This is a genomic window from Luteibacter sp. SVR4-7G (assembly GCF_056755555.1).
Genome location: NZ_JBPGXO010000041.1, coordinates 1 through 18442, shown reverse-complemented (window position 1 = coordinate 18442; position 18442 = coordinate 1). Strand labels below are relative to the sequence as shown.

15 protein-coding genes are annotated in these 18442 nt (G+C 66.9%); 11 read left to right on the top strand and 4 right to left on the bottom strand.

The window, feature by feature from the left end:
• Nucleotides 1–221: 221 nt before the first annotated feature.
• The 7 genes from ACR9ZH_RS14740 (at nt 222) to ACR9ZH_RS14710 (ending at nt 8784) form a co-directional block, all read left to right on the top strand.
• A complete protein-coding gene (locus ACR9ZH_RS14740) occupies nt 222–953 on the top strand; it encodes an ABC transporter ATP-binding protein (RefSeq protein ID WP_481291511.1) in 732 nt (243 codons plus the stop codon).
• Complete coding sequence (locus tag ACR9ZH_RS14735; protein ID WP_481291510.1) at nt 950–1705, top strand: ABC transporter permease; 756 nt, start codon at nt 950–952, stop codon at nt 1703–1705. Before ACR9ZH_RS14740 ends, ACR9ZH_RS14735 begins: the two co-directional genes overlap by 4 nt.
• A complete protein-coding gene (locus ACR9ZH_RS14730) occupies nt 1705–3051 on the top strand; it encodes a GldG family protein (protein ID WP_481291509.1) in 1347 nt (448 codons plus the stop codon). Before ACR9ZH_RS14735 ends, ACR9ZH_RS14730 begins: the two co-directional genes overlap by 1 nt.
• On the top strand, nt 3051–3539 hold the full coding sequence (locus ACR9ZH_RS14725) for a hypothetical protein (protein ID WP_481291508.1): 489 nt from the start codon (nt 3051–3053) through the stop codon (nt 3537–3539). Before ACR9ZH_RS14730 ends, ACR9ZH_RS14725 begins: the two co-directional genes overlap by 1 nt.
• A 56-nt stretch (nt 3540–3595) precedes the next feature.
• A complete protein-coding gene (gene mutM / locus ACR9ZH_RS14720) occupies nt 3596–4408 on the top strand; it encodes a bifunctional DNA-formamidopyrimidine glycosylase/DNA-(apurinic or apyrimidinic site) lyase (RefSeq protein WP_481291507.1) in 813 nt (270 codons plus the stop codon).
• Between the two features lie 97 nt (nt 4409–4505).
• Entirely contained in the window at nt 4506–5396 is an 891-nt protein-coding gene (locus ACR9ZH_RS14715; RefSeq protein WP_481291506.1) for a phosphoinositide-specific phospholipase C-related protein, read from the top strand.
• Nucleotides 5397–5511: 115 nt separating this feature from the next.
• Nucleotides 5512–8784, top strand: coding sequence for a dermonecrotic toxin domain-containing protein (locus tag ACR9ZH_RS14710; RefSeq protein ID WP_481291505.1), 3273 nt, complete (start codon nt 5512–5514; stop codon nt 8782–8784).
• Nucleotides 8785–8789: 5 nt separating this feature from the next.
• Here the strand turns inward: ACR9ZH_RS14710 and ACR9ZH_RS14705 are convergent, their stop codons facing one another.
• Both ACR9ZH_RS14705 and ACR9ZH_RS14700 read right to left on the bottom strand, forming a co-directional pair.
• Nucleotides 8790–9563: a hypothetical protein gene (locus ACR9ZH_RS14705; RefSeq protein WP_481291504.1), complete on the bottom strand. Its 774-nt coding sequence runs from the start codon at nt 9561–9563 to the stop codon at nt 8790–8792.
• Entirely contained in the window at nt 9560–10213 is a 654-nt protein-coding gene (locus ACR9ZH_RS14700) for a thymidine kinase (protein WP_481291503.1), read from the bottom strand. The genes ACR9ZH_RS14705 and ACR9ZH_RS14700 overlap by 4 nt, the downstream gene beginning before the upstream one ends.
• 163 nt (nt 10214–10376) lie before the next feature.
• On the opposite strand from ACR9ZH_RS14700, the gene ACR9ZH_RS14695 reads away from it, so the two are divergent.
• Nucleotides 10377–12029, top strand: a complete 1653-nt coding sequence (locus ACR9ZH_RS14695) for a phosphoinositide-specific phospholipase C-related protein (protein ID WP_481291502.1) — start codon at nt 10377–10379, stop codon at nt 12027–12029.
• Between the two features lie 92 nt (nt 12030–12121).
• A complete protein-coding gene (locus ACR9ZH_RS14690) occupies nt 12122–14116 on the top strand; it encodes a UvrD-helicase domain-containing protein (protein WP_481291501.1) in 1995 nt (664 codons plus the stop codon).
• Nucleotides 14117–14120: 4 nt separating this feature from the next.
• On the opposite strand, the gene ACR9ZH_RS14685 is transcribed toward ACR9ZH_RS14690, so the two are convergent.
• Nucleotides 14121–15140, bottom strand: a complete 1020-nt coding sequence (locus ACR9ZH_RS14685; RefSeq protein ID WP_481291500.1) for an AI-2E family transporter — start codon at nt 15138–15140, stop codon at nt 14121–14123.
• A 30-nt stretch (nt 15141–15170) separates the two neighbouring features.
• Nucleotides 15171–16190 carry an AI-2E family transporter gene (locus ACR9ZH_RS14680; RefSeq protein ID WP_481291499.1) on the bottom strand — a complete coding sequence of 340 codons (1020 nt, stop codon included), beginning with the start codon at nt 16188–16190 and terminating at the stop codon, nt 15171–15173.
• Between the two features lie 169 nt (nt 16191–16359).
• On the opposite strand from ACR9ZH_RS14680, the gene ACR9ZH_RS14675 reads away from it, so the two are divergent.
• Both ACR9ZH_RS14675 and ACR9ZH_RS14670 read left to right on the top strand, forming a co-directional pair.
• Nucleotides 16360–17271 (top strand): 5'-nucleotidase, lipoprotein e(P4) family, encoded by a 912-nt coding sequence (locus tag ACR9ZH_RS14675; protein WP_481291498.1) that lies wholly within the window; start codon nt 16360–16362, stop codon nt 17269–17271.
• 241 nt (nt 17272–17512) lie between these two features.
• Nucleotides 17513–18442 (top strand): hypothetical protein (locus tag ACR9ZH_RS14670; protein ID WP_481291497.1); only part of this gene is annotated, 930 nt, incomplete at its 3' end.

The following is an 18442-nucleotide window of genomic DNA, read 5'->3' as shown; positions in this document are numbered from 1 at the left end:
CCGCGCGGGTAGTCAAGGTGTTGAAGTGCAGTCTAGCGAGGCCGCGCCATACCCACCAGCATGGATAACGGCAAAGTGTGAAGGGGGCTGTTGTGGGATGGCGAGCCCATTGCGCACAATCGCCGGATGATCTCAGCTCTCTTCGTTCAGCCTAAGCGGTACCCCGACGCACGATCGGAACAGGATGCCCGCCGTAGCCGGGCGATCGCCGACGTAGCTGCATGAACGACGCGATTTTGCTGAACGTCGACGGGGTTTCCCGCCGCCGGGCCGGGCGGGTCGCGGTCTCCGGCCTCTCTTTCACCCTGAACGGTGGCGAAGTCCTGGGCCTACTGGGCGTCAATGGCGCGGGCAAATCCACGACCCTTTCCATGCTTTCCGGCGCCCTTCGCCCTGACGAGGGCCGCATCCACCTCGCCGGCATCGACTTTGCCGCCCACCCGGAGGTCGCCCGCCACTTGATCGGCTGGCTGCCGGAGAACGCGCCGTCGTGGTCGGAGCTTTCCGTCGAGGAGCACCTCATCGCGTTCTCGCGCCTGCGCGGCGCAACCCGTGGCGAGGCCCGCCGCGCGGCGGACGCCATGATCGGCCGCCTCCAGTTGGGCGACCTGCGCCGCCGTCTTGCCGGCGTCCTCTCGCAGGGCCAGCGCCAGCGCCTCGGCTTGGCCTGCGCGCTCGTCCACGAGCCTGCCCTGCTCATTCTCGACGAGCCAGCCAATGCGCTGGATCCGGTCCAGGTCGGCGAACTGCGCAAGCTCATCCGCGAGCGCGCCGCCGCAGGTGCCGCGGTGATCCTCTCCACCCATGTGCTCGCCGAGGTGGTGGCGGTGTGCGACCGCGTGCTGATCCTCCACGAAGGACGCTTGCGCCACGATGCGCCGCTGCGTGGCGACGAGGGCGGCACGGCCCTGGAGGCGACCTTCTTCGCCGTCGCCACGGGAGCCGCCGCATGAGCGTCGCCTCCGTCACCGGTCTCGAACTGCGCCGCCTTGCCGTGCGCCCGCTCGCATGGGCGCTGGCCGCCCTCACCATCGCCTGGCTGGCATGGACTTTCGTCCTCGGGCTCGGGCAGTTCCTGGGCGCGCAGGTGAAACTCGCCGCCGTGGCCGATGCACCCGGGTTCACCGACCTGGTCGCGATCCCGCTCCTCGCGGAACTCGCCAAGCTCGCCTTCCTCGTCGTGCCGCTGATGACCATGACCCAGCTCGCCGGGGAACGCCGCGCGGGCACGCTCGCCCTCCTCGCCTCCACGGGACTTTCGCCGTGGCGGATCGTGGCCGGCAAATATCTCGCAGTGCTCGTCTGGCTGGGCCTCTGGCTGTTGGCGACGCTGGCGATGCCGCTTGCCGTCGGCGCCGAATCCACGGCTGACTGGGGCAAGCTCGCGGCCGCCACGATGGGCACCGCGCTGCTGCTTGCGACGCTCGCGGCGATCGGGCTCGCCTGTTCCGCGGCCACCGCGTTTCCCGCCATCGCGGCGGCCATGGCGCTGATCGTCACGCTGGCCCTCTGGACCATCGACCGCGGCGCGCAGGCCGCCGGGGTGAGCGGCGGTTTCCTGGAATGGCTCACGATGGCGACCCATCTGCAGAACCTCCTGCGCGGGCTCGTCGTGACCAGCGACCTCGCATGGTTCGCGCTCGCCATCGCGCTGTCGCTCTGCCTCGCCATACGCCGCCTCGGCGCCGACCGGGAGCGCCAGTGATGCGTCGCCTCGATCGCTGGCTCGTACTGTTCGGCCTCGTCATCGCCACCGGCTGCATCGGCTTCCTCAGCGCGCGGCATGCATGGACCTTCGACTGGACGCGCGGCGCGCGCGCCAGCCTCGCTCCCGAAAGCGTGGCCGTGCTGGACAAGCTTCGCGGACCGGTGGAGGTCGTCGGCTACATCTCGCCCACCGGGCCGTTGCGCGAACAGATTGCCGCCGCGATGGAACGCTACCTGCGGGAGAAGAAGGACCTGCACCTCTCGTTCGTCGATCCCGACCTCGATCCGGCCGCCTCGCGCCAGCTCGGCATTTCCGGCGACGGCGCGCTGCTGGTCCGCTACCAGGGCCGCGAGGAACGCGTCGAGAGTCCGATCAACGAGCGCAATCTTTCCAACGCGCTCGAACGTCTTGCGCGGGGCGGCCAGCGCATCGTCGCCTTCGTGACCGGCGACGGCGAACGCCAGGCCGACGGGCGCGCGAACGCAGACCTCGGCACCTTCATGAGCCAGGTGGAGCGTCGCGGCATCCGGGCCGTGCCGCTCAATTTCAGCCAGACCCAGGGCGTGCCCGAACATACCGACCTCGTCGTGCTGGCGAGCCCTTCTGCACCGCTGCCCGCGGGAAGCGTCGCCGCGCTCGTCGACTACGTGCGCAGCGGAGGGAACCTGCTCTGGCTTACCGAGCCCGCCGACGACGACCTCGGCACCGGCTCGCTGGCGGAGGTGCTCGGCATTCGCGTCCTGCCCGGCGTGCTCGTGGACGGCCAGGGCAGCACGCTGAACGTCACCGATCCGCGCATCGTCGTGCTCGGCGATTACCCTTTCCACGCGATCACGCGCGCCTTCCGCGACACGACCCTGTTCCCGCAGGTTTCGGCGCTGGCGCAGGTCTCGGCGCATGACTGGGCGGTCGTCCCCTTCCTGCGTTCCGGCGAACGCAGCTGGACGGCCTTCGGCGGCATCGACAACGACAAGCCGTCCACCATCGCCTTCCATCCCGAGGCGGGCGAACTGAAAGGGCCGCTCGATTTCGGTTTCGCCCTGAACCGCCTGTCGCCCAGCCCGGCCAAGAGCGAGCAGCGCGCCATCGTCATCGGCGACGGCGACTTCCTGTCGAACACCTATGTCGGCAACGGCGGCAACCGCGCACTCGGCGAGCGAATCGTCGATTGGCTGCTCGGCGACGACGTGCTCGTCGACCTGCCCGCGCGCGGCGCACCCGACCGGGTGATCTCCCTTTCCCAGGAAGGCCTCAACACCATCACCCTGGGCTTCCTCGTGTGCCTGCCCCTGGTCCTGTTGGGCCTGGGCATCGGCATCGCATGGCGGCGGAGGCGGCGCTAGTGAAAGCACGGCTGGCCGGCATCCTGATCCTGGTCGTCCTCGTGGGCGCGGTGGCGTGGCAATGGCACGCGGACGAGGCGGCATTGCGCGAGCACACGCTGACGGCACTCGATCCGGATACCGTGCAGCACATCGAGGTCGACCTGCGCGGCCTGCCAGGCCAGCGCTTCGAGCGCCGTGACGGCCGCTGGACGAGCACCTCCCCGCATACGGACGAGGGGCGCGCGCAGGACTTGGCCGCCCTGGCCGCGACGCCGGTGGCCGACTGGCGTCCACGTTCCGCCTTCGACCCGGCGAAGATCGGCCTCGCGCCACCGCTGGCCGTGCTTGTGCTCGACGGTACGCGGGTGGAGTTCGGCGACATGACGGCGCTGGGCAAGCAGCGGTACGCGCGGGTCGGCGAGCGCATCGCCATCGTTTCCGCACAGGCGCTGCCGAGGCCACCGCGCACGGCGTCGTTACCGACCACGGCCGGCGCGACGCCCTAGGGCCTGTCCATAAGCCCTAGCTTGCCAGCGGCGCCCGGGCATCCCATCTTTCCGGCATGCCCGAACTTCCCGAAGTCGAAACCACCCGTCGCGGCATCGCACCGCACGTCGAAGGGCGCCGTGTGACGGGCGTGGTCCTGCGTCGTCCGGACCTGCGCTGGCCGATCCCGCCCGAGATCTCCACGCTGCTGCCCGGGCAGGTGATCGATGCCGTGGAACGCCGCGCGAAATACCTGCTGGTGCACACGCAGGCAGGCACGGCCCTGCTCCATCTCGGCATGACCGGGGTGCTGCGCGTGCTGCCTGCCGACACGCCTATCGGCAAGCACGACCATGTGGACATCGTGCTGGACTCGGGCCAGCTCCTGCGCTTTACCGATCCACGCCGTTTCGGCGCGCTGTTGTGGCAGATGCCTGGGGAGACCCATGAGCTGCTCGAGGGCATCGGCCCGGAGCCGCTCACCGACGCATTCGACGGCGATTTGCTGTGGCGGCTGTCGCGCGGCCGTTCGGCCGCAGTGAAGACTTTCCTGATGGACAACGCCGTCGTCGTCGGCGTCGGCAACATCTATGCGAGCGAAGCACTCTTCGCGGCGGGCATCGATCCGCGCCGCGCCGCAGGCAAGGTCTCACGCGAGCGCTACGCGAAGCTCGCCGAGGAAGTGAAACGCATCCTCGCCCACGCCATCACGCGGGGCGGTACCACGCTGCGCGACTTCCTCTCGCCCGACGGCGCGCCGGGCTATTTCTACCAGGAGCTGTTCGCCTATGGCCGTGCCGGGGAAGCCTGCAAGGTCTGCGGCACGCCCATCCGGGTCGTGACGCTCGGGCAGCGCGCTTCATTCTACTGCCCGTCCTGCCAGCGCTGAGGCCGTAAAGACTACGAGGATTTCAGTGACGATCTGACGGCGGCACCCGGGCGCGGACTTCTAGACTTTGCTCTCCCCACACGCACATGGATGTCGTATGAAGCTCCGATTCATTGCCGCGCTGGCCATGTTCGCCGGCACCGCGCTTGCCCATCCGCCAGAAGACACCGGCCTCCCCTTCGATCGCTATACCTGGGTCACCACGCACAATGCCTTTACGGCCGGCGGATTCCTGCCGAACCAGGGCCAGACCATCGACAAGCAGCTGGCTGCAGGCGTGCGCGGGCTGATGCTCGACCTGTATCCGTACAAGGGTCGCGTGCACCTCTGCCACGGTGCCTGCTCGGCCTGGTCGGAGCCTTTCGCCGACCTGGTCAACGATGTCCTGCTGCCGTTCCTCGAGGAGCATCCCGACGAGATCCTCACGCTGCACCTCGAGGACTACACCAGTCGCGCCGAACTGGCCGCCGAACTGGAACGGACACCCGGCCTCGTCGGCAAGACCTTCGATCCGTACGCCTGGTCGACGCCGGAGTGGCCCACCTACGACGAGATGCTCGCGCGCGGGCAACGCATCCTGATCTTCGACCTGGAACGGGGCAACAGCGGCGCGATCTTCACGCGTGCCGGAGCAGTGCACGTGATGGCCAGCGAGGAGTTCACCGTCGAGAACTACTGGAGTCTCGGCAGCACGATCCTGCAGCACGACAACCGCTGCTACAGCAGGTGGGAAGGCCGGTCGCTGTCGCAGCGGGAGATCCGCGGCATGCCCGGCTGGCGCCCGCTGTTCACCATGAACCAGTTCCACGGCGTGCCTTTCTTCCTGCACAGCGACAATGCCTTCGACACCCTGCTGGCGCGCTATCGTGACCACTGCTGGCCTGCCGCCCGGCGTAAGCCGAATTACGTCGCCGTGGATTACCACGAGCGCGGCGACGTGGACCGCTTCGTCGATTGGCTCAATGCGCGGCCGGACGACGCGCCATAAGCGAATGCCACGACGGGGCGTTGCCTACATGTGATCGTCCTCGTCGTGGACAGACGCGCGGGTGCCGCCGCACCTAACCTTGGCTTTCCTCCAACGCCAAGGATTGCCTTTGGACATGCTCCCGCCGCAGGCGCCGCCTGCACACGTCACCTACGCCAACCAGTCCGCCGTCGACGCGATCCAGCGCATGCAGGACACGCAACGCTGGATCGCCGCACAACAGTCGGTTCTTCCGGAGCTTCCCGTCACCCTGGAGGAGCCCGGCTACTTCCTCGCGGAACTCGATGCCTTCTGGGAAGCATCCGTCGAACACGGACCGGGGACTGCCTACGTTCCCCGCTGGAAGGCGCTCGCACTGCACATGGCACAGGTCGCCCGCGACGATGCAACGCTGCGCGGTAACGACGGTACGCTAGCCGGCGATGCCGCTGCGCTGGCCGGCGCCATCGCGCGCCATCCTGGCGGCCCGCTGCCGGGACACCTACGCGCGCACGAACTGCTCGTCGGCACGCAGCCTTACGCGGGCGCGCTCGTGGTCCTGAGCGACAGGCACCCGGGGCAGGTGCTGCTGTTCACCGTCGATGCCGGCTGGCAGGCGTTCGACTCGCTCGACGCGCTTTACCGCGACGCCGAACTGCACATGCGCGCCCGTCTCGCCCATAGCGACGACCTTCCAGGCGTCGGCATGGACGACATCGAAGCCGCCATCGACACGCATTTCGTCGGTTCCCGGCTCATCGAAGGCGACGTCTTCGAAAGCCTGGCCCGCCGTCTCGTCGCGCGGCAGCGCGAGAAGGCCGCGCTCGCCTGGAACGGCGCCGCCACGCTCGACGAGCGGCACGACGCGCTCCGAACCGCGCTCGGCGTGCACGCCCTCCTCGACGTGCACGCCATCGTGCAACACCGGGACATCGCCCTCGCAGCCAGGATGCAAGAAGAGCGTCTCGCCATCCAGCCCGCGACAGTCCGCGGACACTGGCGCCAGGCGGCGAACGCGTATCGCGACAGCTGGCGCGAAGCGAAGAAGAGCCAGCTCGCCGCGCCGCCGCTGCTGGCATCGTTCGCCACCGAGGTCCTGGCTACCGAGTTGGCAAAAGCCGGTATCGATGCCGAGCCGGGCGAACTGCGGGTACGCGTTACCCGCAGGGTGCCAGAGAAACCCGTGGCGAACCTCCTCTCCGGCTTTCCATCGGAAGACCTGTCCCTTCTCCAGCTTGCCTACCGGAATGCCGGGGCACTGCAGACCGATGCCCTGACCGTCATCCACGCCGACGGGTCGGCTCGCGACGATGTGCCTGCGGAACGGCTGCGCTCGATCGTGCGGGAACTCGACCTTCCCCGTCGCTACGTCCGCCATCTGGACGAAGTCTTCGGCAGTTCGGCGGAAGCGAGCGCGCGCCGCGCCACGGTCACCCGCCTGCAACAGGCGCGCATGCGCTTCGAAGCCGCGGACGCACGGCTTTCGTTCCTCGATCCGAAGGAACCGCGTTCCTTTATCAACGACCGGCTGGAACGGGGGTTCGAGTGGGTGAAGGCCGTCCTCGACCATCCCTCTCCCACTGGCCGCGCCCGCGTGGAAGGACACGAGATCGTCGTTCACCAGCTCACCTACAAGGGGTTCCCGCTCGGCGACGTCTTCACGATCAGCGCACGCCAGCGAAAAGCCGTGGACAACATCGTCGTCTACACGCCGGACGCGCCCGACGGCATCGCGTTCCGCGAGTTCCATGATCGCGACGAACTCGATCGCAAGTTCCTCCTCGCTCCGGCATTCGAGCGCTACCTCCTCGAGAGGCTGCCCGTCGAATTCTCGGAAGTGAGCCCCCGCGGCAAGCTGCGCTTCAAGACCCTGCGGCTCAATGACGACCGCACCCTGGGCTGGATCTTCGGCGGCAACGCGTGCCAGGGCTGCACCGAAATGGACGCTCGCTTCGAGGAACGCGAGGTCACCTCCTCGTTCCTCGATGCCACGTACGACAGCGCCGTGAACAGGGCAAAGCGGGACGCCACCCACCTGGCCCGGTCGACGGACAGCGCGAATCGACAGGACATCGGCGACATCTACCTGTGGACGAACCTTCCCAGCCTGCTGGTCCAGGAATTCGTCGTAAACACCGTGCAGAGTTTCCCGCGTGCCGCGCAGGCCGCCTGGCGCTTCTACGACGACGTGAAAGCCGGCGACTCCACCCGCGCCTTCCTCGACTTCACCGACGGATATACCAACGCACTGGGCGTGCTACCCCTGTACACGAGCCTTCCCAGGCTCGCCGGCGCCAGCGTGCGGATGGCGCCAGGCTCGCGCACGCTCGTTCCCACCCAGCGCGTCGTCATGCGGCCCGAGACCCTGTTCGAGGAACGCTATCTGGCGCGGGGCATGGCGGTTCCGGCGGGCAAGCCGCCAGCGTCCGGCGTCTACACCATCGGCGGGCAGAACTATATCGAACAGGGCGGGAAGATGTACCACGTCAACTTCGACACCGATATCGCCGGGTGGCGGCTCAGCAAGCCGCATTCGCCGGCTTCGCTGAAGACCGGCGGACCCGTCGAACTGCTCGCCGACGGCAACTGGCAATATCGCCGCGTCGGCTTGCAAGGCGGCGGCCTCGGACGGGGCGTGGCCGGAAGCCGGCACGCGGCACTGCGTGAGGATCCCGCCGCCATCCTGGCGGACAGCGACCTGCTCAATCCCGAGATCGCGCGGCTTTCGATGCACCAGCGCAACGTCGTCATCGACGCGTTGTACCAGCGGCTTCCGGTAAGCGAGTACGCGCGCACCCTGAAGCACATGCTGGGTTCCAGACCAAAGCCAACGCGCTTGTCGGCGTCGCAACGCCAAGCCTGGGACGATGCGCTGCAAGCCGGCATGTGGGCACCCGCCGAGCCGCCGGCAGGCAGCATCCGACTGACGGCCACCGGTGCGCCGCCTCGCTTGGAGGCGGTACCGTTCGAGTGGTGGCCGGAGCATGTCTACGCCTACCTTCCCGGACACATCGGGACCCATGGAACCGAAGTGGCCAGCATCACGCTACAAGAGCTGCGGGTGTTCCGTGGCCTGCACGTGGGTATTCCCGTGACGACCCTGCCGCCCACGTCTCCGCTATCGTCCCTGGCGCCGGGGCTCGCTGCATGGTTGCCCCATCGTGCCGGAGACGCCGCCAGAGCCACGCTCGGCAGCGCTTCCGGCGAATGGGTGCGGATCAACCTGAAGACCTTGCAGCAGGCCGCCCAGACGACGGCTCGCCGATCGTATGGGCTGGTGAGGGTGGGCGATACCGAAGCCTACCTGCTGCGGCCCAACACGCGGGCTCTCCTCCAGGCGGACATCTCCAGCGGCGATCCCGTACGCTTCTTCGGCAACGAGTTCGAGCTCGGCGGCGGGACGCCGTAACCGGCTCAGTCGGGCCAGCGCATCGCCGCGTGGGAATTGTTGAAGCGCGGATCCTCCTCGTCGCCCGACAAGGCCACCGCGAGTCCGCCGGCCACCCCGTCCACTTCGATCTTCTGCGCAGGGTCGAAGTGGGCACCCAGTGCGCCCAGCTCGACGAATCGCTCCGACAACGCGCCGGCACGATCGATCTCGCGGTCGGGAACGTTGGTGAGACTGATGTCCGGGCGGCCGAACTTGCGCATGCCACGCGTGCGTATCCACGAACGCCCCTTGGTTTCCTCGGGGCTGCACAGGATCAGCACGTGGTGACGCGGCGGCGCGCCACCTTTCACCAGGTAATGCTCGCGCCACGAGGCGGCGTCGAACAGTGTCAGTATCTGCGGGTCGACAACGGCCGTGCCGCCGACATCGGTGAGCGCGGCAACGACACCGAGGGTATCGCGCAGGTAATCCAGGCTTTCCCGGTCGGGAAAGCGGCCACGGATCGCCACGACATGTGGCGCGGCCTTGGCGCCGGCATAGGCCTCAGGATTGTCTTCGCGCAACAGCTCGCCCAGGGCGCCCGACAAGGGATAACCCTCCCAGCGGGACAGCACCGCATTCTGGAAACGTTGCAGCTCCACGCCCTCGGGAAGCCCCGGGCTGCCGTAGCGCGCGGCCGGAATGGCGAGGTCTTCAGGAAAGGCACCGAAGACGAAGAACAGCAGCACGGCCTGCTCGTCGCTCGGCTTCCAATAAGGGCGCGGCCATTGGGCGGCGGTCGTCGTCGTCTCGGTCACGCGGAATGTCCTTCGTCGGGGTCGCTCTCGCCAAGCGGCAGCATCGGCTGCTGCAACTCGATATGGCCGTCGCCAGCGGTGATGCTCTTGAACTCGGCGCGGCTTACCGAGACATAGCGGTCGTTGCCGCCGATCTCAACCTGGGGACCCTGGGTCACGGCGCGGCCATGCCCGTCCACGCGCACCACCATCGTCGCCTTCTTCCCGGAATGGCAGATGGTCTTGATCTCGTCGAGGTTGTCGGCCCAGGCAAGGAGGTACTTGCTGCCCTCGAACAACTCACCGCGGAAGTCCGTGCGCAGGCCATAGGCAAGGACGGGGATGCCGAGCCGGTCCACCACGTCCGTCAGCTGCCAGACCTGGGCCTTGCTCAGGAACTGCGCCTCGTCCACCAGCACGCAATGCAGCGCGCCACGCTTTTCGATGTCCCTCTCCACCACGGCAAGGAGGTTTTCGTCCTCGGCAAAACGCATCGCCCGGGCCTGCAAGCCGATCCGCGATGCGACGACGCCCTCGCCATAGCGATCGTCCAGGGCGGGCGTGAGGATCAGCGTCCGCATGCCGCGCTCATGGTAGTTGTGCGCGCTCTGCAGCAAGGTCGTGGTCTTGCCGGCGTTCATTGCCGAGTAATAGAAGTACAGCTTGGCCATGCGGATTCAGTTCGGTCGAGACGGCTTATGGTAACGAAAGTCGCCGGGAGCCATGGAAACGGCGGGCGGGACAAAGCACAATCGCCTCCGCGGCAGCACCCATCCCCAGGGGTGCCTCCAGCAAGGTGCTGATTGCCGCGTATCTCACGAAAGGACTCCCAGCATGCATCCCCTCCTCCGCCGCGCGCTCGCGGCCATCTCCTTTGCGATTCCCTTGTTGGCTGCGGCCCAGGACAGCGCCCTGCCTGTCCCGCTGGACAAGCCGCTCAACCGGCTCACCTTTACCACGGCGCACAACGCTTTCGCCCATGTGACCCCGGTCATCCGCAACCAGGACAAGGACATACGCACCCAGCTGAACGACGGGGTCAGGGCCCTGATGCTCGACCTGCGAGAACACCGGGGCCGCGTCTACCTGTGCCACCAGGAATGCGCTAATCCGATCAACACCGGCATCCGCACGCTGGCGGACGTGCTCGGCATGGATATCATGCCCCACCTGCGGAACAACCCGCATGCCATCGTCACGCTCTTCCTCGAAGACTATGCGTCGCCCGATAAGATCCAGGCCGAACTCGGCGTCGTGGCAGGTCTCGCCGGCATGACGTTCGATCCGTCGCAATGGCCGGACAGCCGCGAGTGGCCGACGATCCGCCAGCTTGCGAGCAAGGGCCAGCGCCTGCTCATTTTCACCGACAAGGAAGGCAATGCCGGCGATTACAACGTTCCCGGCGGCAAGGCGAGCCTGATGTTCGGCCGGGACGGCACGGTGGAGAACTATTGGAGCCTGGGCGCCACGATCGGACAGCACGACTGGTCGTGCCGCACCCGTTGGGACAACGTCCCCTTGAACGAGAGACGCGTCGACTTCCCCGGCAAGTCATGGCCGCCCCTCTTCGTCATGAACCAGTTCCATGGCCAGGGTGAAACCCTGCATGCGCGGTCGGACAATAACCTGTCCCATCTCTGGAAGCGGGTCGAGGATCAGTGTCGCCCCGTCTCTGGAAAGGTGCCCAACTTCATAGCGGCCGACTTCTACCACCAGGGCGACGCACTCGAGTATGCGGCCACATTGAGCCACGGCGGCATCGTGCTATGGGAGGGCAACGACGCGACGCAGGACGCGGTATGCGCCATTCCCTACACCGGCGAGCCGCTGCGCTTTTCGTTCGGCGACCGCAACGCACGGATCAAGGGCTGCGAGAACGACGAGGCGCGCTCCGCCACGCTTCTCAACCTGAAGGCGGGATCCCGCTTCACCTTGTTCGACTCGCCCAGCGGGTCGCGCGATGACGACTGGACGACCATCCTCGTCAAGCGCGACATCAGGCGCATCGACATCGGCTCCTTCGAGAAGAACGTCGACGACACCGATGTGCAAGTGACACACCACAGGAACGATGGACTGGACGGCAAGGTGTCGTTCGCATCCCTTGCCGTCGAGGAACCGGGCTTCGTGGTTTTCCACGAAGGGAGCGACGCGACGCAGAACATCGTCTGCACCGTACCGATGCCAGCCTCGGGCAGCGCGTCGGTGGACTTCCGATCGAATAGCCATGGCTGCGACAACGACGAAGCGCGGTCTGCCAAGCTGGTGAACGTGAAGCCGGGCAGCAGCATCACGGTGTACGACTCGCCCAGCGGAAGTACCGGGGATGATTACACCACGATCACCGTGCACCAGCCTGCCGCGCAGATCGTCATCCCGCATTTCGAAACGAACACGTCTGCGGCCCCTTCGGTCTACACGATTCGCCACTACCGCAACAACGGTTTGAACGGAAAGGTCTCCCGGGCGCTCTTCCAGTCGCCCTGACAGCGAAGACCCCGTCGCCCCCAACCGCCGGTGGGGGCACACCCGGCCGTCACCTGCTACCATCCGCAGCCTGGCCCGTCCCGGTCGATCCCATGCTCAATCCCCAACAACACGCGGCCGTCGAATACTGCGACGGCCCCTTGCTGGTGCTGGCCGGCGCCGGTTCCGGCAAGACCCGCGTCATCACCGAAAAGATCTCCCACCTCATCTCGCGGCGGCACCTCGCCGCGGAAAAGATCGCGGCCATCACCTTCACCAACAAGGCGGCGAGGGAGATGCGCGAGCGCGTGGGCCGGCTGATCTCCGACGACGCGGCGAAGGCGCTCACCGTCTGCACCTTCCATGCGCTCGGCCTCAAGTTCCTGCAGATCGAACACGAGCGTGCGCGCCTTCGCCGCGGTTTCTCCGTGCTCGACGCGGACGACAGCGCCAACATGATCAAGGAGCTTTCGCCCAAGGGCGTGAAGCCCGAGGTCATCCTCGGCATCCGTAACCTCGTCGGCCGCGCGAAGAACGCGGGCATGACGCCGGAGGAGGCGATGGCGGCCGCACGCAGCCCGCGCGAAATCGAGGCGGCGACGATCTACGATCTCTACCAGCAGCGCCTCGCTGCCTTCAACGCGGTGGATTTCGACGACCTCATCCGCCTGCCGCTGCGCATCCTCGAAACCGACGACGACGCGCGTGCGATCTGGCAGGAACGCCTGCGCTATCTGCTGGTGGACGAGTACCAGGACACCAACGACGCGCAGTACCGCCTGCTCAAGGCGATCGCGGGCCCGAAGGCGCGTTTCACCTGCGTGGGCGACGACGACCAGAGCATCTACGCCTGGCGCGGCGCGAATCCCGAGAACATCGACCAGCTGGGCCGCGACTTCCCGCAGCTGCGGGTGATCAAGCTGGAGCAGAATTACCGCTGCGCGAAGCGCATCCTGCGCGCGGCGAACCGGCTCATCGCGAACAATCCGCATGTCCACGAAAAGAAGCTGTGGAGCGACCACCTGGAGGGCCCGCCGATCCGCGTGCTCGAGTGCAAGGACAGCGACCACGAGGCTGAACGCATCGCCGCCATCGCCGTCAACCTGCATGAAAAGTACAAGGACAAAGGCGTCCGCTGGGACGACTTCTGCATCCTCTACCGCGGCAACTTCCAGGCACGCGCGCTCGAGAAGGCGCTACGCGTGGCGCGCGTGCCGTACCACCTGAGCGGCGCGCTGTCGTTCCTCGACCGCGCGGAAGTGAAGGACATCCTCTGCTACCTGCGCCTGCTCACGAACCCCACCGACGACGCGGCCTTCCTGCGCGTGGTGAACGTGCCCAAGCGCGAGATCGGCGCCACGTCGCTGGAGAAGCTCGGCCAGATCGCGCAATCGCGCAATGCGTCCCTGCTCGATGCCGCGCGCAGCGATGCCGCGCTGAAGAACATCTCGCCGCGGCCGGCGTCGGCCCTGGCCGGGTTCTCCCGGCTGATGGACGAGCTGCGCAGCCACGCCGTGCACGAAAGCGCGGCCGACCTGGTGAATTCGGTCATCGAGAAGTCCGGCTACGGCGCGCACATCGCCGCGTCCACGCCCGACGAAGCGCTGCGTGAGCGGCGCCTGGGCAACCTGCGCGAACTGGTCGACTGGTTCCGCGCCATGGGCAAGGATGGCGGCCGCACCGGCGACATCGCCGCCCAGCTGGCCCTGCTCAGCCACGCCGACCGCGACGATCCGGGCAATGCGCTGCGCATGATGACGTTGCATTCCGCGAAGGGCCTTGAGTTCCGCTTCGTCTTCATCGTGGGCTGCGAAGACGGCACGCTGCCGCACGAGGGCGCCATCGACGAGGGCCGCCTCGATGAGGAAAGGCGTCTCATGTACGTGGGCATTACGCGCGCGAAGGAATCGCTGACCCTCTCGTTCGCTGCGAAGTCCCGCAAGTACGGCGAGATCCTGTCGAACGATCCGAGCCGCTTCCTCGCGGAACTGCCCCAGGAAGACCTGCACTGGGACGGCAAGGACCCGGACGCGGATGCCGAGGTGAAGAAGGAAACGGCCGAAACGCACATGGCGCGGATCCGCGCGATGCTGGCTGGCGGCGCGTAGATCGCTAGATCAACTGTTCCGCTTCCAGCTCGCTCTTCAGGTACGCGTAATAGATCGGCGCGGCCACGAGACCCGGCAGCCCGAAGGCCGCTTCCAGCACCAGCATCGCCACGAGCAGTTCCCAGGTACGCGCGCGGATCTGTCCGCCGACGATGCGCGCGTTGAGGAAGTACTCGAGCTTGTGCACCACGATCAGGAAGCCGAGCGCCGCGACGCCCACCCACAGCGACACGGACAGCCCGGCGATCGTGATGAGCACGTTAGACACCAGGTTGCCCACGACCGGAAGCAGGCCGGTGACGAAGGTGACGATCACCAGCGTCTTGGCCAGCGGCACATGCACGCCGAAGCACGGGAGTGCGACCAGCAGGAACAAGGCAGCGAGCGTCGTGTTGATCGCGGAGATCTTCAGCTGGGCAAAGATGATGTTGTGGAACGCGTGGGCCAGCCGTCTCGCACGCGTCGACAGCTCGAACGACAGCGGGCGTGCCGCGCGGCCGCCGGCCCCGTGCGACACCGCGACGATGGCACCGAGCACGAGGCCGATGACGATATGCACGAACACTCGTGCCGCCGTGGCCCCCACCAGGCGCAGGTCGCCGGCGTGGTCGTGCACCCAGGCCATGCCCTGCTCACGGAAATCGGCGAAGCTGTCGGGAATGTTCGCGGTGAGCCACGCCGGTAACTGCTCATGCGCCTTGCTCAGCAGCGGCAGGAGCTTGGTGTCCCACAGCTCCCGGGGGTCGCCCAGATCTCGCCGGTAAAAGGTGAGCGCGGCAACGACGACGAGGATGATCATGCCCACCACGACGGCAGTCACCAGGGCCACGGCGATCGGCCTTGCCCGCTCGCTGGGAGCGATGCGGCGGATCAGGGGCGTGAGGCTCTCCACCACCTCGTACACCAGCAGCCCCGCCAGCAGGGCTGAGATGAGGTGCAGCCAGAGGATCGCCCACAGCGCCACTGCCGCGAGTATGCAGGTGGCGATGCGGAGGTTGCGGGTGTCCTGCGGGTTTCCGACCATGGCGCGATTCCAGCAGCCGCGGGATGAACGCTAGATCAAACGCTCCGCTTCGAGTTCAGCCTTGAGGTAGGCGTAGAAGATCGGGGCGGCGACGAGGCCCGGCAGCCCAAAGGCCGCCTCGAACAGCAGCATCGCCACCAGAAGTTCCCACGCGCGGGCACGGATCTGGCTGCCGACGATCCGCGCGTTGAGGAAGTATTCGAACTTGTGGATGACGATGAGGAAGGCCAGCGCCCCGAGGCCTACGTATAGCGACACCGACAGTCCCACGATGGTGATGGCTGTATTCGACAACAGGTTGCCGATGACCGGCAGCAGGCCGACGACGAAGGTGATGACGATGAGCGTCTTGGTCAACGGCAGGTGCACGCCGAACATTGGCAGTACGGCCAGGAGGTAGATGCCGGTGAAGAGCGTGTTGAACAGCGAGATCTTGATCTGCGCGAACACGATGTTGTGGAAGGCGTCGGCGAGGCGCGCGCTGCGCAGGCTCAATTCCGCGGCAAAGGGACCGACCTGGTGCGTGGGCCGCGCGCGGCTGAGAGCGACGATGGCGCCAAGGACGAGGCCGATGATGATGTGCACGACGACACGCGCCGCTTCCTTGCCGGCCAGCTGCAGCGTGACGGCGTGCGAGCGCGCCCAGTCCATGGCGGTGATGCGCAGGGCGTCGACGCTCTCGGGCAGGCGGTCGACGATGGCCGGCGGCAACTGCTGGCGCGCACGCTCCACCAGCGGCATGAGCCGGTTCTGCCAGAGGTCTTCGGGATTGCCGATCTCATTGCGGAAGAAGCTGATGCCGCCGAGTACCAGGAGGGTGAGCAGGCCTACCACCACCACGCCGACGAGGGCCACGGCGAGCACGCGCGCCCGGTCGCCCGACAGGCGCCGCCCCATCAGCGGTGCCGTGGAAACGACCACCTCATAGACCAGCAGCCCGGCGAGAAGCGCCGGCAGCAGGCGCAGGTAGAGGACGAGGAACAGGCCGAAACCGGCGGCGATATAGCTGGCGATGCGCACGGCACGTGTCCGAGTGTTGGCGGCTTCCATGGACAACCCCGTCTTGAATGAGCGCGCAGTCTGTCAGGACGCGGGGTGCCGTGGGAAGCGGATATCCCCGACCCTCCCACAGGGCAGGCGGACGTCCCGGACTTCACAGTGTCGTAAACTCACCAGAAAATCGCCGCCCTCGGCGCGATGCGTCATCCAAGGGGTTTCCATGCTGAAGTTCGTTCCGGCCGCGCTGGCGGCCGCCCTCGCCCTGGCCGGCTGCGCCCATACGCCGCGCGCGGCCGCACCCGCGCCCGTCGCCCCGCCACAGGCGGAAGCGCCGCCGGCCACCCCCGCTGGCCCGGCTGCCGACGACAACCTCAATGCCGTCGCCTGGTCGCAGACCGCCGCGGAGCACGACTTCATCTTCCTGCAGACTTACCGGAACGCGCAGGAGAAACTCCTCAAGGCGAAGAAGGATCCCGACTGGGATGCGCTGCCGAAGGACGATCGCGCGGCCCATCCGTCGCTGAAGGGCCTGAAGCCCGCGGTGATCCTCGACATCGACGAAACCGCGCTGGACAACTCGCCGTACCAGGCCCGACTGGTCCGCTCCAGCGGCGAATTCAACGAGGCTGATTGGGCCGCCTGGTGCAAGGAGGCCGTCGCCCGGCCGCTGCCGGGCGCGGTGGCATTCACGAAGTTCGCGGCCGAGCACGGCATCGCCGTGATCTATATCTCAAACCGCGCGAAGGATCTGGACGAAGCCACGCTGGCCAACCTGCGCTCGGCTGGCTTTCCGGTGGCGGGCAAGGATTCCTTCCTCGGCCTCGGCACCTTCGTCGAAGGCTGCGAGCAGGTGGGCAGCGAGAAAGGCTGCCGTCGGCAGAAGGTCGCGAAGGACTATCGTGTGCTGATGCAGTTCGGCGACCAGATCGCCGACTTCGCGGACGTCCCGGGCAATACGGCCCAGGGGCGCGAAAAAGCCATGGCGCCTTACACCGCCTGGATCGGCGAGCGGTGGTTCGTGCTTCCGAACCCTACTTACGGCGCCTGGGAAAGCAGCTTGTTCGACAACGATTACACTCTGCCACGCGCGGAGCGTCGCCAGAAAAAGATCGGATCGCTTCGAGTCAATTAAATCAATGATTTAAGCGTTGATATATGAGGCATTGCTTTAGCAATGTCAGCCAACTATCATGCTCCTCGCCGAAACCTGTGGCGCCCAAAGCAATGCAGGCAAGGCCATTTCCCTTTCCGGCTTCGGGCTGGACAACCCCGTGAGGTTCGCGCCTCCGGGGTTTTTTGTTGAAGCGGACCCGGCGGCGACGGCTCTTCGCGATATGCTCCACGTCCCCCGCCCCCCAGCCCACTTTCCCGCCATGCGCCGCCCATCCCCCATCCTCTGGATCTTCGTGCTGGTCATCGCGCTGCTCGCTGCGTGCAACCGGCAGAAGGAAGCGCCGGGCACGCCGGGCGGCGGCTCGCCGGAGGACGCCACGCGCGAGTCGCTCGCCCTTCTGCGCGACGGCAAGTTCGACCTCTTCTGGAAACACGCGCTGCCTCGCGCCGACTTCGCCATCCTGCGCAGCGACTGGCCGCGGCGCAATGCGGCCCAGGCAACGCTCAGTCCCGACGACGAAGCGAAGTTCGAGGCGGGCGTGAAGCGGCTTACCGAGCCCGATGCGGAGAAGAAACTTTTCGCCGAATTGCGGCCGACCCTCGTCCGCTTCGACCGCGATTACAAGGACCAGATGCCGCTCATCTCCGGTATCGGCCAGTCGATGGCCCTCACCGCCATCGACCAAGCCAAGGACCTCACGCTTTCGCAGAAACGGCAGCTGCGCGAAGCGGTGAACGTGATCGCACCGTGGACGCAGACCGTGGCCTGGGGCGACCAGGCGAAGGCTAAGGAAGCCATCGGCATCCTGGTCGATACCGCTCGCAAGGCCAACCTGTCCACGCCGGAGGCCCTGCACACGATGACGTTCGAGCAGTCGATGGCTACCTGGTCCACGGCGTGGCTGGGCCTCAAGCGCCTGCTCGACGTGTACGGGCTCTCGATCGACAAGAGCTTCGACTCCGTGAGCATCGACACCATCGAGAGCAACGGCGGTTCGGCCCACGTGAAGATCACTTACACCCTCCTCGACAAGCCGATCCAGACCGACGCCACCCTGGTCCTCCTGGACGGCCGCTGGTACGACAGCGACCTGCTCCAGCGGGTGCGTGACGAGCACGCCCGCCTTGCGCCACCCGCGCCGGCCGCCAGCGCGCCCGCTCCCTCCTCTACCTGTCTCTTATACACATCT

Bases quoted from the DNA above. Each gene is read 5' to 3' on its own strand.
- ACR9ZH_RS14740 (WP_481291511.1), top strand. From the start codon at position 222: ATGAACGACGCGATTTTGCTGAACGTCGACGGGGTTTCCCGCCGCCGG.
- ACR9ZH_RS14735 (WP_481291510.1), top strand. From the start codon at position 950: ATGAGCGTCGCCTCCGTCACCGGTCTCGAACTGCGCCGCCTTGCCGTG.
- ACR9ZH_RS14730 (WP_481291509.1), top strand. From the start codon at position 1,705: ATGCGTCGCCTCGATCGCTGGCTCGTACTGTTCGGCCTCGTCATCGCC.
- mutM (WP_481291507.1), top strand. From the start codon at position 3,596: ATGCCCGAACTTCCCGAAGTCGAAACCACCCGTCGCGGCATCGCACCG.
- ACR9ZH_RS14715 (WP_481291506.1), top strand. From the start codon at position 4,506: ATGAAGCTCCGATTCATTGCCGCGCTGGCCATGTTCGCCGGCACCGCG.
- ACR9ZH_RS14710 (WP_481291505.1), top strand. From the start codon at position 5,512: ATGCTCCCGCCGCAGGCGCCGCCTGCACACGTCACCTACGCCAACCAG.
- ACR9ZH_RS14700 (WP_481291503.1), bottom strand. From the start codon at position 10,213: ATGGCCAAGCTGTACTTCTATTACTCGGCAATGAACGCCGGCAAGACC.
- ACR9ZH_RS14695 (WP_481291502.1), top strand. From the start codon at position 10,377: ATGCATCCCCTCCTCCGCCGCGCGCTCGCGGCCATCTCCTTTGCGATT.
- ACR9ZH_RS14690 (WP_481291501.1), top strand. From the start codon at position 12,122: ATGCTCAATCCCCAACAACACGCGGCCGTCGAATACTGCGACGGCCCC.
- ACR9ZH_RS14685 (WP_481291500.1), bottom strand. From the start codon at position 15,140: ATGGTCGGAAACCCGCAGGACACCCGCAACCTCCGCATCGCCACCTGC.
- ACR9ZH_RS14680 (WP_481291499.1), bottom strand. From the start codon at position 16,190: ATGGAAGCCGCCAACACTCGGACACGTGCCGTGCGCATCGCCAGCTAT.
- ACR9ZH_RS14675 (WP_481291498.1), top strand. From the start codon at position 16,360: ATGCTGAAGTTCGTTCCGGCCGCGCTGGCGGCCGCCCTCGCCCTGGCC.